The organism is Blastococcus saxobsidens (assembly GCF_002938435.1).
Taxonomy (GTDB): domain Bacteria; phylum Actinomycetota; class Actinomycetes; order Mycobacteriales; family Geodermatophilaceae; genus Blastococcus; species Blastococcus saxobsidens.
The window spans coordinates 61788-75672 of record NZ_POQT01000022.1; the positions used below are offsets into that span (position 1 = coordinate 61788).

The 13885-nt window shown below is 75.4% G+C and carries 17 protein-coding genes; 11 read left to right on the forward strand and 6 right to left on the reverse strand.

Translation table 11 applies throughout. From position 1 onward, the window contains the following. From C5507_RS14005 to C5507_RS14020, 4 genes are all read left to right on the forward strand, one after another. The gene (locus C5507_RS14005) at positions 1-726 is read left to right on the forward strand and encodes an MOSC domain-containing protein (protein ID WP_104529130.1); all 726 of its coding nucleotides are present in this window, start codon (positions 1-3) and stop codon (positions 724-726) included. Between the two features lie 5 nt (positions 727-731). Further along, a complete protein-coding gene (locus tag C5507_RS14010; RefSeq protein ID WP_207225882.1) occupies positions 732-947 on the forward strand; it encodes an RNA-binding S4 domain-containing protein in 216 nt (71 codons plus the stop codon). 85 nt (positions 948-1032) lie between these two features. Continuing rightward, a complete protein-coding gene (locus C5507_RS14015; RefSeq protein ID WP_104529131.1) occupies positions 1033-2214 on the forward strand; it encodes a pyridoxal phosphate-dependent aminotransferase in 1182 nt (393 codons plus the stop codon). Then, positions 2211-2972: a nitrilase-related carbon-nitrogen hydrolase gene (locus C5507_RS14020; RefSeq protein ID WP_104529132.1), complete on the forward strand. Its 762-nt coding sequence runs from the start codon at positions 2211-2213 to the stop codon at positions 2970-2972. Before C5507_RS14015 ends, C5507_RS14020 begins: the two co-directional genes overlap by 4 nt. A 6-nt stretch (positions 2973-2978) precedes the next feature. Here the strand turns inward: C5507_RS14020 and C5507_RS14025 are convergent, their stop codons facing one another. Then, positions 2979-3869, reverse strand: coding sequence for a DUF2382 domain-containing protein (locus tag C5507_RS14025; protein ID WP_104529133.1), 891 nt, complete (start codon positions 3867-3869; stop codon positions 2979-2981). A gap of 93 nt (positions 3870-3962) precedes the next feature. Next, the gene (locus tag C5507_RS14030; protein ID WP_104529134.1) at positions 3963-4928 is read right to left on the reverse strand and encodes an endonuclease/exonuclease/phosphatase family protein; all 966 of its coding nucleotides are present in this window, start codon (positions 4926-4928) and stop codon (positions 3963-3965) included. 58 nt (positions 4929-4986) lie between these two features. On the opposite strand from C5507_RS14030, the gene C5507_RS14035 reads away from it, so the two are divergent. Both C5507_RS14035 and C5507_RS14040 read left to right on the forward strand, forming a co-directional pair. Next, entirely contained in the window at positions 4987-5616 is a 630-nt protein-coding gene (locus C5507_RS14035; protein ID WP_104529135.1) for a CYTH domain-containing protein, read from the forward strand. Between the two features lie 107 nt (positions 5617-5723). Continuing rightward, positions 5724-7064 (forward strand): metallophosphoesterase, encoded by a 1341-nt coding sequence (locus C5507_RS14040; protein ID WP_242611395.1) that lies wholly within the window; start codon positions 5724-5726, stop codon positions 7062-7064. Positions 7065-7080: 16 nt separating this feature from the next. Here C5507_RS14040 and C5507_RS14045 read toward each other — a convergent pair whose 3' ends face one another. Together C5507_RS14045 and C5507_RS14050 are read right to left on the reverse strand one after the other, a co-directional pair. Then, complete coding sequence (locus C5507_RS14045) at positions 7081-7659, reverse strand: TetR/AcrR family transcriptional regulator (protein ID WP_104529137.1); 579 nt, start codon at positions 7657-7659, stop codon at positions 7081-7083. A gap of 211 nt (positions 7660-7870) precedes the next feature. Next, entirely contained in the window at positions 7871-8899 is a 1029-nt protein-coding gene (locus tag C5507_RS14050; protein WP_104529152.1) for an ATP-dependent 6-phosphofructokinase, read from the reverse strand. A 116-nt stretch (positions 8900-9015) separates the two neighbouring features. On the opposite strand from C5507_RS14050, the gene C5507_RS14055 reads away from it, so the two are divergent. From C5507_RS14055 to C5507_RS14065, 3 genes are all read left to right on the forward strand, one after another. Beyond that, positions 9016-9795 (forward strand): GntR family transcriptional regulator, encoded by a 780-nt coding sequence (locus C5507_RS14055; RefSeq protein ID WP_104529138.1) that lies wholly within the window; start codon positions 9016-9018, stop codon positions 9793-9795. After that, positions 9795-10274 carry an SRPBCC family protein gene (locus C5507_RS14060; protein ID WP_104529139.1) on the forward strand — a complete coding sequence of 160 codons (480 nt, stop codon included), beginning with the start codon at positions 9795-9797 and terminating at the stop codon, positions 10272-10274. The genes C5507_RS14055 and C5507_RS14060 overlap by 1 nt, the downstream gene beginning before the upstream one ends. 123 nt (positions 10275-10397) lie before the next feature. Continuing rightward, positions 10398-10676 carry a GlsB/YeaQ/YmgE family stress response membrane protein gene (locus C5507_RS14065; protein WP_242611247.1) on the forward strand — a complete coding sequence of 93 codons (279 nt, stop codon included), beginning with the start codon at positions 10398-10400 and terminating at the stop codon, positions 10674-10676. 21 nt (positions 10677-10697) lie between these two features. Here the strand turns inward: C5507_RS14065 and C5507_RS14070 are convergent, their stop codons facing one another. After that, positions 10698-11336, reverse strand: a complete 639-nt coding sequence (locus tag C5507_RS14070; protein ID WP_104529140.1) for an MBL fold metallo-hydrolase — start codon at positions 11334-11336, stop codon at positions 10698-10700. A gap of 125 nt (positions 11337-11461) precedes the next feature. Here C5507_RS14070 and C5507_RS14075 point away from each other — a divergent pair, with 125 nt between their 5' ends. Then, complete coding sequence (locus C5507_RS14075) at positions 11462-11680, forward strand: hypothetical protein (protein WP_104529154.1); 219 nt, start codon at positions 11462-11464, stop codon at positions 11678-11680. Positions 11681-11775: 95 nt separating this feature from the next. Here the strand turns inward: C5507_RS14075 and C5507_RS14080 are convergent, their stop codons facing one another. Next, positions 11776-12636 carry an enoyl-CoA hydratase-related protein gene (locus C5507_RS14080; RefSeq protein ID WP_242611248.1) on the reverse strand — a complete coding sequence of 287 codons (861 nt, stop codon included), beginning with the start codon at positions 12634-12636 and terminating at the stop codon, positions 11776-11778. Between the two features lie 245 nt (positions 12637-12881). On the opposite strand from C5507_RS14080, the gene C5507_RS14085 reads away from it, so the two are divergent. Continuing rightward, the coding region (locus C5507_RS14085) for a protein kinase domain-containing protein (RefSeq protein ID WP_170107062.1) at positions 12882-13885 on the forward strand (1004 nt) is incomplete at its 3' end.

Sequence of the window (13885 nt, forward strand, 5' to 3'; positions counted from 1 at the left end):
GTGCGCGTCCTCGAGCTGTGGCGCTATCCGGTGAAGTCCCTGCAGGGCCAGCGGCTGCCCGAGGCGGAGATCGGCGACCTCGGCATCGCCGGTGACCGGCGCTGGGCGCTCTTCGACCGGGACACCGGCCTGGGCCTCACCGCGCGGCGGGTGCCCGAGCTGCTCTGGGGCGCCGCCCGGGTCCGGCCCGACGGCGGCGTCGAGGTCGTGCTGCCCGACGGCACCGTGACCGGCGACGACGCCGTCCTCTCGGACTGGCTCGGTCGCCGGGTGGAGCTGCGGGCAGCCGACGAGGACGGCGACGTGCCGCCGGTCTACGAGACCCCCGCCGACGAGGAGGTGCCCGACCCCACCGAGTGGCTGCAGTGGGAGGGCGCGCCCGGCCCCTTCCACGACAGCCCGCGGATCCGGGTCTCCCTGGTGTCCACCGGCACGCTGGGCCGCTGGGACCGCCGCAGGTTCCGGGCGAACGTCGTCCTCGAGGGCGAGGGGGAGGACGCGTTGCGGGGCCGGGAGGCCCGGCTGGGCGGCGTGCGGCTGCGGTTCGGCGTGCCGATCGCGCGGTGCGTCATGACCACCCGCCCGCAGCCCGGCGGGATCGCCCGCGACACGTCCGTCCTCGAGACCATCCACCGCGAGCGCGACGGGCTGCTGGCCGTCCGGGCCGCCGTCCTGGCTCCGGGGACGGTCCGGGTCGGCGACCTGCTGGCCCCGGCGGCAGACTGAGCGGCGTGCGCACCGTCGACCTGCGTCCCGGCGAGGACTCCATCCGGCTCGGCCAGCTGCTCAAGCTGGTCGACGCCGTCCCCACCGGCGCCCAGGTGAAGGACGTCCTCGTGTCCGGCGCGGTGACCGTGAACGGCGAGCCCGAGGAGCGCCGCGGCCGGCAGCTCCGGTCCGGCGACGTCGTCTCCGTCGAGGGCCACGAGGACGTCCGGGTCCGCTGATGAACGACCCCCTGCCCCCCGCGACTCGCGAGCTCGCCGCCGGACCCTGCAGGGGGCCGCGAGAACCGATCGGGGAGGGGACCGCATGACCGCACCGCTGTCATCCCGGCTGCGCGGGTTCGGGACGACGGTGTTCGCCGAGATGAGCGCGCTCGCCCTGGCCACCGGGTCGGTGAACCTGGGCCAGGGGTTCCCCGACTACCCCGGCCCGCGCGAGGTGCTCGACGTCGCGCGGGGCGCGATCGGCACCAGTGCCGACCAGTACCCACCCGGGCCGGGCATCCCCGAACTGCGGGCCGCGATCGCCGGGCACCAGCAGCGGTTCTCCGGGCTCACCTACGACCCGGACACCGAGGTGCTGGTCACCGCCGGCGCCACCGAGGCGCTCGCGGCCACGATGCTGGCGCTGCTCGAACCCGGCGACGAGGTGGTGCTGTTCGAGCCGGTCTACGACAGCTACAGCGCGTCGGTCGCCATGGCCGGGGGCGTGGTGCGCGCCGTGCCCCTCCACCCGCCGGTGGACGGTACGGGCCCCTGGACCTTCGACGAGGCCCGGCTGCGGGCAGCCGTCACGCCGCGCACGCGCCTGCTGCTGGTCAACACGCCGCACAACCCCACCGGCAAGGTCTTCACGTCCGAGGAGCTGGCGCTGCTGGCCGACCTGGCGAAGCAGCACGACCTCACCGTGCTCACCGACGAGGTGTACGAGCACCTCGTCTTCGACGGGGCCCGGCATGTCTCCCCCGCCGGCCTGCCGGGCATGCGGGAACGCACGCTCGTGGTCTCCAGCGCCGGCAAGACGTTCAACGTGACCGGCTGGAAGGTCGGCTGGATCTGCGGCCCCGCCCCGCTGGTCGCCGCCGTCCGCACCGCCAAGCAGTTCCTCACCTACGTCAACGCCGGACCCTTCCAGCCCGCGGTGGCCGCAGGGCTGCGGCTGCCCGACGCCTACTTCGCCGCGGCCGCCGGTGACCTGCAGCGCCGCCGCGACGTCCTGGTCGCCGGGCTGGCCGGGGCGGGGCTGCCGGTGATCAGCCCGGAGGCCACGTACTTCGCCACGGTCGACGTCCGACCGGTGCGCCCGGACGGTGACGGCCTGGCCTTCTGCCGGGCGCTGCCGGACCTGGCCGGCGTGGTCGCCATCCCCACCGTGGTCTTCTACACCCCGGAGCACGCGGACCTGGGCCGGCACCTGGTGCGGTTCGCGTTCTGCAAGAGCGATGCGCTGCTCGCCGACGCGGTGGAGCGGCTGAGGAGGCTGGGATGAAGATCGCGGCGGTGCAGCACGACATCGTCTGGGAGGACCGCGAGGCCACGTTCGCCTCCGTGGCCCCTCAGGTGGCCAGGGCCGCGGCGGCGGGCGCCGAGCTGGTGCTGCTGACCGAGACCTTCTCCACGGGGTTCTCCATGACGCCCGGCATCGGGGAACCGCAGGACGGGCCCTCCGCCCGGTTCCTGGCCGCGCAGGCCGCCGAGCACGGCGTCTGGGTGGGGGGCAGCTGCCCGGAGATCGCGCCCGGCGAGGAACTCCCGCACAACTCCTTCGTGCTGGCCGGTCCCGACGGCACCACCCACCGCTACCGGAAGCTGCACCCGTTCTCCCACGGCGGGGAGCACGAGCGGTTCCGCGCCGGCGAGGGCCCGGTGACCGTGACCGTCGGTGGCCTGAGGATCACCCCGTTCATCTGCTACGACCTCCGCTTCGCCGACGTGTTCTGGGCCGCCGCACCGGAGACCGACCTCTACGTCGTCGTAGCGAACTGGCCGGCTGCGCGGCGGCTGCACTGGCAGGCGCTGCTGCAGGCGCGGGCCATCGAGAACCAGGCGTACGTCGTCGGCTGCAACCGGGTGGGCACCGCCGGCGACGGCACCGAGCACGCCGGTGACAGCCGGATCATCAGCCCGATGGGCGAGCTCCTGGCGACGGCGGCAGGGATCGAGACGATCGTGCTCGCCGACGTCGACGCCGACGAGGTCGCCGCCACCCGGGACCGCTTCCGCTTCCTCGCCGACCGCCGGGGCTGACGCGGGTCAGCCGCGGTCGCGCGGCGCCGCCCGGTCCTCGTCCACGACCACCTGCTCGCGGCGCACCTGCCCGCTCACGGTCTCCTGCTCCTGCACCAGCTCGGTGCGCAGGCGGACGCGCTCCACCGGCACCACCTCGACGGTGACCACCGGGCGCTCGGCGTGCAGCACGATCTCCTCCGGCAGGACGCCGGCGGTCGAGGCGTCCCCCGCGAGCGACTCCCCGTGGACGCCGCCCTCGGCGTCGAGCGGGATCTCCTCGATGCGGATCTCCTCGCGGCGGATCGGGACGGTCACCTGGACCTCGTCGGTGACCACGTGCTTCACCACCCGCACGCGCCGGTCCGGCACGCGCTCGGTGCGGACCGCCAGGCGCTCCTCGCTGCGGGTCATGGCGCCGTCGGTGCTCTCCGGGGCCGCGTGCCGGGCAGTCGTGTCCGACGCCGGGACCGGCGGGGTGACCGGGACGGCCACGCTCCCGCTCCCGCTCCCGCTCCCGCTCCCGGTCGCGGGCAGCGTGCGGGTGACGGCGTCGGCCGGGTCGGTGCCGGTCGTCCGCTGGTCACCGGTCGGCACCGGGGTGACCCCGCCCGCGAGGCCGTAGTGCCGGCGCAGCTCGGCCTCCTCGCCGGGGTCGAGGTGGTCGCCCTTCACGGCGGGCGCGTTCTTCACCGCGTCGGCCGAGACCGGCAGCCGGAGCTGCCCGTCGGCCCAGGTCGCCTCCCCGGCGGGCACGATCGAGTGGCGGGTCCCGAAGAGCCCGGTGCTGACGGCGACCCAGGTGGGTTCACCGGTGCGGTCGTCGAGGAAGAAGTGCTCGACGGTGCCCAGCTTGTCGCCGCTGTCCCCGTAGGCGGTGGTGCCGATGGCGGCGGTCACCTCGCGCTGGCTCAACATGGCCGCTCCTCTCGCGGACGGCGCGCTCCGGTGAGCACACCAGCACGAGGCCTTCCCCGGCGGGGCCGCCGGTGAACATGCGTCGCGTGCCGGTCACCCGGGTGGCAGCACCAGGTCGGCGACGACGGAGCGGTGGTCGCTGCCGCGCACGGGCACGAATCGGCACCCCGCGACGGCGATCCGCGGGTCGACGAGGACGTGGTCGAGCGCCATCCGGGGCAGCGGGAGCCGCAGCGGCCGCCATGTCCACTCGGCGCCCCGCCCCGTCGCCCGGGCGGCGTCCACGTAGCCCCTGCGCAGCAGGGACCGCCACGCGCCGTGGTCGGGGGTGGCGTTGAAGTCGCCGGCCAGCACCCGCAGGACGCCGGGGACCGGCGCTGGCAGTGCGGCCAGGTCGCTGGTCCAGGCCCGCACCGAGGACGGGCCCGTGGCCGGGGGCGCCGAGTGCACGGAGACCAGCTCGACCGCCGACCCGGCGCCCGCGGCCACCCGCACGGTCGGCTGCTCGTACTCGCCGGGCACCGCCGCGCAGGCCGTCAGCGGCAGCCGGCTCCACACGGCGCCGGACGCCGAGGGCACCGAGCCCGACCGGGCCGGGATCACCGCGGCATGCGGCAGCAGCCGGTCCAGGCCGGCCTCGCGCAGCCGCCGCTCGGCCTCCGGGGTGAGCTCCTGCACCGCCAGCAGGTCGACGTCGTACAGCCGGACGAGCTCCAGGACCGGCTCGGCGGCCACCAGGCCCTTGCGCAGGCTCACCGTGGCGACCCGCAGCCGCTCCCCGCCCTGCGGCGGCGCCGGGGCCGGGACGCCGCGGTTGCCCAGCACCGCCCCGGCGAGCACCGCGCCGGCCCCCGCGGCCAGCAGGGTGCCGGTCCGCGACCGGGCGGCGACGGCGGCGACCAGCGGCAGCACGGAGGTCGCCGCGGCGTACGGCGTGAACGCCAGTGCCGGCACCAGCGGGTAGCCGCGTTCCGCGCCCGTCGCCCGCAGGAGCGCCCACACCGCCCAGGGCGCGGCGGCGGCGGCCCACCGGTTCGGGGCGGCGCGCTGGTCGGGCATGCCGCGAACGTAGCGAGCCCGGGGCGCAGCCGCTCCCCGGCGGCCCTACCGTCGTGCCGTGGTCACCGAGCAGCTGGAGATCGAGCAGAAGTTCGACGTCGGCCCGGAGTTCGTCGTGCCGGGCCTGGCCGGTGTGCCCGGGATCGCGACGGCCGGCCCGCCGGTGGTCCACGACCTGGTCGCCGTCTACCACGACACCGCGGACCTCCGGCTGGCCCGCGCCCGGGTCACCCTCCGCCGGCGCACCGGCGGGCCGGACGAGGGGTGGCACCTCAAGCTCCCGGCCGGGGCCGCGCGCCGGGAGCTGCACCTGCCGCTGGGGGAGAGCGCCGGAGGGCCGCCGGACGAGCTGCGGGACGCCGTCGCCACGATCCTCGACGGGGCACCCGTCGTGCCGGTGGTGACCCTGAGCACCCGGCGGGTGGTCACGGCGCTCGGGGACGCCGACGGGCGGGTCCTCGCCGAGGTCGCCGACGACACGGTCGTGGCCACCGTGCTGCCGACGGCGCCGGGCGGGCAGCCGGAGGAGCGCGGCTGGCGGGAGGTCGAGGTGGAGCTGGTCGCGGGGGAGGAGCCGCTGCTGGCGGCCGTCGGCGCGGTGCTGGTCGGCGCGGGCGCGCAGCCGTCGGCCCGTGCCTCGAAGCTGGCGTTCGCGCTCGCCGGACGGCTGGACCGCAGCGGGCGCTGAACCCGTCCGGGAACCACTCGCCGGGTCGCGTCGTCCTCCTGGGGCACGGGCGGGCACGATGTCGGGGTCCGTCGCACGTCGAGGCCCGGAGGCCGGAGTTGTCCATCGTGGGCCTGCTGGGCTTCGGCACCGTCGTCCTGCTCGCCGTCGGGCTGCTGCACGGCTACCTGTGGTTCCGCCTGGTGCGCTCGACCACCGGGCGCGGCCTGCTGCGACGGAGGCTGACCCGGCTCACGGCCGTGCTCGCCGTGCTGCCGGTGCTCGCGGTGGTGTTCCGGGGACAGCTGCCCATGGCCGCCGCCGCCCCGCTGAGCTGGGTGGCCTTCAGCTGGCTCGGCATCGCCTTCTACGCATTCCTCGCCCTCCTCGCCCTGGAACCGGTGCGTGCGGTGGGGAACGCGCTGATCCGCAGGCGCGCGGCTGGCACGGTCGTGCCGAGTGGCCCCCGGAGGGGTCCGCGCAGGCGGGGCGAATCGGCTCGACCCGAGGGGGGAACGGCACCTGGCCGCGGTGCGGTCCGTGAGGACCGCAGTGTCGTTGCCGTCCGGCAGGACGGCGATGGGCCCGGCGGAGCCGTCCTGGCCGACCGCGGTGTCCCGGACGCCTCCCGGCGGCTGTTCCTCGCCCGCTCGCTCGCGGTGACGGCGGGCGCCGTGGCGCTCGGCACCGCCGGAACCGGGGCGTACTTCGCCAACAGTGCGCCGGTCGTCCGGCGGGTGCCCGTGACCCTGCCCCGGTTGGACCCGGCGCTGGACGGCCTGCGGATCGTCACCTTCTCCGACGGCCACCTCTCCTCCACCTACGGCGGCCGGCGGTTCGAGCGGCTGGTCGAGATCATCAACCAGCAGCGCCCCGACGTCGTCGCCATCGTCGGCGACCTCGTGGACGACGGCGTCGACGAGTTGCGCGAGGACGCCGCTCCGCTGGCCGACCTGGTCACCGAGCAGGGCGTCTACTTCGTGACCGGCAATCACGAGTACTTCACCGACACCGGCGCGTGGCTCCGGCACCTGCCCACCCTCGGGGTCCAGGTGCTGCGCAACGAGCGGGTGCCGATCCGGCGGGCCGGGGCGACCTTCGACCTGGCCGGCATCGACGACCGGACGGCAGCCGCTTCCGGCCTGCCCGGGCACGGGGCCGACCTCGACGCGGCCCTCGACGGCCGGGACGACGCGACTCCGGTGGTGCTGCTCGCCCACCAGCCGGTCATGGTCGACCAGGCGGCGCGGGCCGGGGTGGACCTGCAGCTGTCCGGGCACACGCACGGCGGGCAGCTGTGGCCGTTCGACTACGCCGTCCGGCTCGACCAGCCGGCCGTCGAAGGCCTGTCCCGGCACGGGGACACGCAGCTGTACGTGACCGCCGGTGCCGGCTTCTGGGGCCCGCCGATGCGGGTGGGGGCCAGGCCCGAGGTCACCGTCGTGGAGCTGCGCTCCCCCGGCCGCTGATCGCCCGACCTCAGACTCAGGCCGCCTCGAGGGCGTCGAAGGCCTCTTCCAGGCACTCCTCCAGCTTGCGCTCGAAGTCGCCGTCGGCCCAGGCGAGCAGGCCGACCGTGAAGGCGGACATGTAGGCGCCGGCCACCACGGCGTCCGTCGGCCCGGAGGTGCGCCGGCCGGTCTCGGTGAGGTTGTCCAGCAGCATGGTCGCGGTCGTGCGCTCGAACTCGGCGGCCCGGTTGCGGAGCGCCGGGGTGGTGGCGATGACCCGCCACCGGGCGGAGAGCTCGGCGCGGTCCTCGGGGGTGAACTGGGCGACCATCTGCACCACGCCGCGGCGGATCTGCTGGCCCAGGGGCAGGTCGGCAGGCTGCGCGGCGAGGAGCGCAGCCGTCGCCTCCCGCGTCGGCAGCTGCATGATCACGTGTTCCTTGCTCGGGTAGTGCGCGTAGAAGGTCGGCACCGACACGTGCGCCGCGGCCGCGATGTGGGCGACGCCCACCTCGTCGAACCCGTGCTCCTGGAACAGCGCCAGCGCCGCCGCCAGGATCCGTCGGTGGGTCGTCTCCCACCGGCGCGTGCGCCCTTCGGGCCCGTCCGTCACGTCCGCAGTCTCCCCCGTCGTCTGCCCCCTCCGGCCACCCGACCCTGGCGTTCCCCCTCACACCGGTCCACCGGGGACACCCCGGACGTGCGGATCGCCTGCGGGTGCGCCCCGGTGCCGGTCCTGCGGCCGTCGGCGGGTCGCACAGTGCGCTGGTCTCCGGTCCCGCAGCGCGCGGTCGACGGCCGGGCCAACGAGGTGGCCGGGCTGCTCAGCCGGTGAAGGCGCGGCGTTCGGCCAGCCGCGACGGCGTGACGGTCTTGAGCCGGGCGACCGCGTCGCCCAGCGGCACCAGCTCGATGTCCGTCCCCCGCAGCGCCACCATCTGCCCGTAGCGGCCCTCGTGCGCGGCGATCGTGGCGTGCAGCCCGAAGCGGGTGGCCAGCACGCGGTCGAACGAGGTCGGGGTGCCGCCGCGCTGCACGTGCCCGAGCACCGTCGTCCGCACCTCCTTGCCGGTGCGCCGCTCGAGCTCGAAACCCAACTGCTGGGCGACGCCGGTGAAGCGGCGGTGCCCGTACTCGTCGACCCCGCCGTCGCGCAGCGCCATGGTCCCGGGCTTCGGCGTCGCGCCCTCGGCGACGACGCCGATGACGTGCGAGTCACCGCGCTCGAACCGGGCGGTCACCAGCCGGCAGACCTCCTCGACGTCGAAGGGCTCCTCCGGCACGAGCGTCAGATGGGCGCCGGCCGCGAGGCCCGCGTGCAGGGCGATCCAGCCGGCGTGCCGACCCATGACCTCCACGAGCAGCACCCGCTGATGGGACTCGGCGGTGGTGTGCAACCGGTCGATCATCTCGGTCGCGATGCTGACCGCGGTGTCGAAGCCGAACGTGAGGTCGGTGCAGTCGATGTCGTTGTCGATCGTCTTGGGCACGCCGACCACGGGCACACCGGCCTCGGAGAGCATGTGCGCGGCGGTGAGCGTGCCTTCTCCGCCGATCGGGACCAGCACGTCGACGTCGTGGTCCGCGAGCACCGCCCGCATGCGGTCCAGCCCGTCGCGCAGCAGCCCGGGGGCGACGCGCGCCGAACCGAGGGTGGTCCCGCCGCGGGTCAGCAAGCCGTCGACCGCACCGATGTCCAGCGGGGTGGTGCGGTCCTCCAGGAGGCCGCGCCAGCCGTCGCGGAAGCCGATCACCTCGCTGCCGTAGTGGTTCGCCGCCGTGCGGACGACGGAGCGGATGACGGCGTTGAGGCCGGGGCAGTCGCCCCCGCCGGTGAGGATTCCGATGCGCACCGGCTCTCCCTCCGGGTCGGAAGCCGCCACCATACGTCATGACGTCCTGATGTCCGGACCGACCGACCGGTCGCGCGTGGCGGGATCGCCTGGTCACGCGTGACGTCCCATACGACATGACGACCAGACGTCTGTTCCCGCAGTACCTTTGCGAGGTGGTCAGCCCCGTCCCCGGACCGAAGTACCTGTCGGTCCGCGAGCACCTGCGTCGACGGGTGGCCGCTCTCCCCGAGCTGGCCCTCCTCCCACCGGAGCCGGTGCTCTGCGCCGAGTACGGCGTCAGCCGCATCACCCTGCGCCGGGCCGTCGACGGCCTGGTCGCCGACGGCCACCTCGTGCGGGAGCAGGGGCGGGGCACCTACGTGACCCGCCCGGCCATCCGGCACGAGTACCGCGAGAGCTTCGTGCACCGCATCGCCGGCTGGAGTTCGGTCATGACCGAGCAGGGCGCCCAGGTGGGCACCACCGTCCTCATCCAGCGGGTGGTGCCGGTGCCGGCGTCGGTGGCCACGGAGCTGCGGCTGGACCCCACGGCCGACGTCGTCGAGCTGGTGCGGCTGCGCAGCGTGGACGGCGCCCCCAACCACGTGGCGCACAGCTTCCTGCCCGAGGAGCGGTACCCGAGCGCCGCGACCGCCGAATTCGGCGAGGGCTCGCTCTACGACTTCCTCCGCCGGGAGTACGCCGCGGACCTGGCGCACGCGCGGATCGTCGTCGACGTCGGCACCGCGGCACCGGAGGAGGCCGATCTGCTCCGCGTGGTGGCGGGATCGCCGCTGCTGGTGGTGCGGACCACGGTCCGCGACCGGGAGGGCGAGCCGCTGCTGCACAGCTTCTCCCGGCTGCGTCCCGACGTCAGCCAGGTGGAGTTCGAGGTCTCGGTGGGTGGCCGCTGATGGCCGGGACCCCCACCACGGCCACCGGCGCCCGTGAGGTCCCGGAGTCGCCGGAGGACGTGTGGCGGGCGTTGGCGGTGCTCGAGCCGTACTGCTCGGTGTGCGACGTCTCCTACGTCGTCGACGCCGCCGACGGCGGCCCGGGCCTGGGGACGACGTTCGTCTGCGCGCCCGGACGGCCGACGGGCCCTCCGGCGGCCGGCGCGCCGCAGGGCGAGATCGTCGCGTGGGAGCCACCCCGGCTGGTGGCCACCCGGTTGCGCCTCACCCCGGAGACGTGGACGACGCGGATCGAGCTCGCCCCGACGGCCGACGGCGGGACGCGGGTGACCATGACCATCACCCACGAGCCGTCGACCGGCGGCCGGGTGGTCCGCCGGCTGCAGCGCGGAGCTCTCCGCCGGCTGGTCCAGCGCACCGTCGACGCGGAGCTGGACAAGGTCCCCGCCCACGTGCAGCGGGTGGCCGGCCCGACCTGACCCCATCGGGGGACCGGTGCATCAGCAGGCGATCTTGCGGGTACCAGGACTCGTCGTGCACCGGTGTGCGCAACCGGCACCTGCCGGATGGGGGCCACGCCGGTACGAACGAAGGAGAACGCTGTGTTCCTCGACATCCTCGGCCTCATCGTGATCGGCCTCGTCATCGGAGCGCTCGCCCGGCTGATCCTTCCGGGCAAGCAGAACATCAGCATCGTCGCCACCCTGGTGCTGGGTGTCCTGGGAGCCCTCATCGGTGGCTTCATCGCCAGCCTGCTCGGCACCGGTGACATCTTCGAGCTCAACGTCCTGGGCTTCGTGCTCGCCGTCGTCGCTGCGCTCGTGCTGGTCGGTGGCTACGCGGGCACGGCCGGGCGGTCGAGCCGCTCCGTCCGCCACTGACCCGACCGGCAGCCGGGGGGCTCACAGCTCGACGGAGTCCCCCGGCGCCAGCCGGCCGAGGGGGGTCGGGGTCCCGGGACCCCGCTCCCCCAGCAGGCCGCCGACGACGCCCAGACCGGCGTCGTTGAGCAGGCCGTCGTGCACCGAGTACGCCTGGTCGGCGTGCACCGCCCGCACGTAGTCGATGACGTCGGCGGTGCGGGACCACGGCGCGTGCAGCGGCAGCAGCAGCGTCTCCACCGGCGCCTCCGGCACCGTGAAGGCGTCCCCGGGGTGGAACACCCGCCCGTCGACGAGGAAGCCGATGTTGGCCACCCGGGGGAGATCCGGGTGGATCTCGGCGTGCAGCTCACCGTGCACCGCCACCTCGAACCCGGCGACGTCGACGACGTCCCCGTGCCCCACCACGTGGACCCGCGTCCCCACGCCCTCCAGCTGGGCGGCCACGGACCGGTTGGTCCACACCTCGAGGGCCGGCGACGCCTCCAGTGCGCCGCGCAGGCGCTCGGCCACGAAGTGGTCGGGGTGCTCGTGCGTGATGAGCACCGCCGTGGCGCCGTCCAGGGCAGACGGGTCGGTGAACGCGCCCGGGTCGATGACCAGGCGCCGCTCGCCGTCGCCGAGGACGACGCAGGCATGCCCGTGCTTGGTGAGGTCCATGGGCGCATCCTGCACCGGGCCGGTGCTCCGCGCGCCAGGTCCCCGCGCCGCGGGACCACCCCTTTGGGGTGAGGCCGGCCCCTCCACCCGTAACCGCGATCGCGCCGCCTGCCGACCTTGTGGCCATGATGCTGCAGACGATCGTCCACGCCGCCGCCCGCAGCCGCGCCCACGGGCCGACGGCCGCGCTGTGGCACGCCGTCGAGCTGCACCGGCCGCAGGCCGAGCTCGACGGGGCCTGCGAGCTCACCGTCTGCGGCTCGCTGGCCCGCATCGTGCCCGACGAGCAGTGGCCGGTCGCGGCCACCGACGTGTGCGCCGTCTGCACCACCCTGGTGCGCTGACGGCCCCCTGACGCCCTGCTGCCGGGTGGACGCGCCCACCCCGGTGGCAGGTGCACCCTTCCCGGCCGCGCGCCGGGCCGGTCCGGCCGCTGCGATCAGCGCCCGGTGAACACCGGGGGGCGCTTGGCCAGGAACGCCTCGACCGCCTCGCGGTGGTCGGCGCTCTGCCCGACCTCCGCCTGCAGCCGGCCCTCGAGGGCCAGCGTGTCGGCCAGCGAGTCGGTGGCGGCCGTGGCCAGCACCGTCTTCACCGCCCGGTAGGCGGCCGTCGGCCCGGCGGCGAGCCGCTCGGCCAGCCCCCGCGCCTCCGCGAGCACCTGCTCGGCGGCGACCACGCGGTGCACCAGCCCCCACTCGGCCGCCTTCTCGGCGAGGAACGGCTCGGGGAACAGCAGCAGCTCCGCGGCCCGCGAGCCACCCACGGTGTGCACCAGACGGGCGGCCAGCGCCGAGTCGCTGGACAGCCCGATGCCGGTGAACGCGGTGGTGAACTTCGCACCCGCCGCCGCCACCCGGATGTCGCCGGCCAGGGCGATGCCCAGCCCGGCGCCCGCGCACGCGCCGTTGACGGCCACGACCACCGGCACCCGGAGCGCGGCCAGCGCCAGCACGAGCGGGTTGTACTCGTGCTCCACCACCGACAGCGGGGCCGGTGCGCCGCCCTGCATCTCGGCCAGGTGCTCGCCGAGGTCCTGCCCGACGCAGAAGGCCCGGCCCGTACCGGTGAGCAGCACCGCCCGCACCGACTCGTCGGCCGCGACCGCCTGCACCGCGGCGAGCAGGTCGCGGCGCGAGTCGTGGGTCAGGCCCGGTCGCAGGAGGGTCAGCGTCGCGACGCCGCCGGCGTCCTCCCTGGTCACGGTCTCGGACATCGTCGTCCCGCCTCCCGGCTCGGTCGGTGGACGGCGACCGCCGCCGTCGTCGAGCGCCACCTTGTCACGCTCCGTGCCCGTCACGTCGTGCCTCGCGGCGCACGGGGGCCGCGCCATGCAGGGGCGGTGGCTCCTCGACCACGCACCGCAACCGGCGCGCCGGGCGTGTGTCCCGCAACAGGGAGGCGGTCAGGAGCACCTCCCTCGATCGTGGACGATGAAGCGCTGCCATGTGTAGGCGGGCGGCGCAGTGGACAGCACACGAGGGGCGCCGAGTGGCGTCCGGACGGCGACGGCCCGTACGTGGGCGAGGACGAGGAGTGGCCTCCGTGGTGCAACCAGGGCGCAGGTGCCTGGGGAACCGCTACGAGCTGCACCACCTGATCGCCTCCGGCGGCATGGGCCAGGTCTGGCGCGGCCTCGACATCGCCCTCCACCGGCCGGTCGCGGTGAAGGTGCTGCGCAGCGAGTACACCGGCGACGCCACGTTCGTCGCCCGGTTCCGCGCCGAGGCCCAGCACGCCGCCGCGCTCAGCCACCCGCACATCGCCGCCGTCTTCGACTACGGCGAGGAGACCGCCCAGGACGGGTCGGGGGAGACCCTCGCCTACCTGGTGATGGAGCTCGTGGAGGGTGAGCCGCTGTCGGCGCTGCTGCACCGCGAGGGCGCGCTGCCGGCCGCGACGACGCTCTCGGTGCTCCGGCAGACCGCGTCGGCCCTCGCCGAGGCGCACCGGGCCGGGATGGTCCACCGGGACGTGAAGCCCGGCAACATCCTCATCCGTCCCGACGGCGCGGTGAAGATCACCGACTTCGGCATCGCGTGGTCGGCGCGCAGCGTGGCGCTGACCCGCACCGGCCAGGTCATCGGCACGCCCCAGTACCTCTCCCCGGAGCAGGCGGAGGGCCGGCACGCCAGCCCCGCCAGCGACGTCTACGCGCTCGGCCTGATCGGCTACGAGTGCCTCACCGGGCATCCCGCGTTCGAGGGCGACAACGCGGTCACGATCGCGCTCAAGCAGGTGCAGCAGGAGCCCGAGCCCCTGCCGGGCGGGCTCCCGCCGGGCGTGCGGACGCTCATCGGGTGCGCCCTGGTCAAGGACCCCACCGGACGGTTCCCGGACGGCGCCGCCTTCGCCGCCGCCATCGCCGAGGTGGAGGCCGGCCGCGAGCCCGCGCCGATCGCCGGGACGGTCGAGGCGCCGCAGGTCGCCGGCGCCGCCCGCCGGCCCCGTCGCCGGGCGGCCTCCGCCCGCCCGGAAGGCCCCGGCACGCGCCCGGGCACGACCGGCCCCCCGGCCGCCCCCCGGCGCAACCGGGTGGCCGTCGTCCT

Bases quoted from the DNA above. Each gene is read 5' to 3' on its own strand.
- C5507_RS14020 (WP_104529132.1), top strand. From the start codon at position 2,211: ATGAAGATCGCGGCGGTGCAGCACGACATCGTCTGGGAGGACCGCGAG.
- C5507_RS14075 (WP_104529154.1), top strand. From the start codon at position 11,462: ATGATGCTGCAGACGATCGTCCACGCCGCCGCCCGCAGCCGCGCCCAC.
- C5507_RS14025 (WP_104529133.1), bottom strand. From the start codon at position 3,869: ATGTTGAGCCAGCGCGAGGTGACCGCCGCCATCGGCACCACCGCCTAC.
- C5507_RS14015 (WP_104529131.1), top strand. From the start codon at position 1,033: ATGACCGCACCGCTGTCATCCCGGCTGCGCGGGTTCGGGACGACGGTG.
- C5507_RS14030 (WP_104529134.1), bottom strand. From the start codon at position 4,928: ATGCCCGACCAGCGCGCCGCCCCGAACCGGTGGGCCGCCGCCGCCGCG.
- C5507_RS14070 (WP_104529140.1), bottom strand. From the start codon at position 11,336: ATGGACCTCACCAAGCACGGGCATGCCTGCGTCGTCCTCGGCGACGGC.
- C5507_RS14055 (WP_104529138.1), top strand. From the start codon at position 9,016: ATGACGACCAGACGTCTGTTCCCGCAGTACCTTTGCGAGGTGGTCAGC.
- C5507_RS14060 (WP_104529139.1), top strand. From the start codon at position 9,795: ATGGCCGGGACCCCCACCACGGCCACCGGCGCCCGTGAGGTCCCGGAG.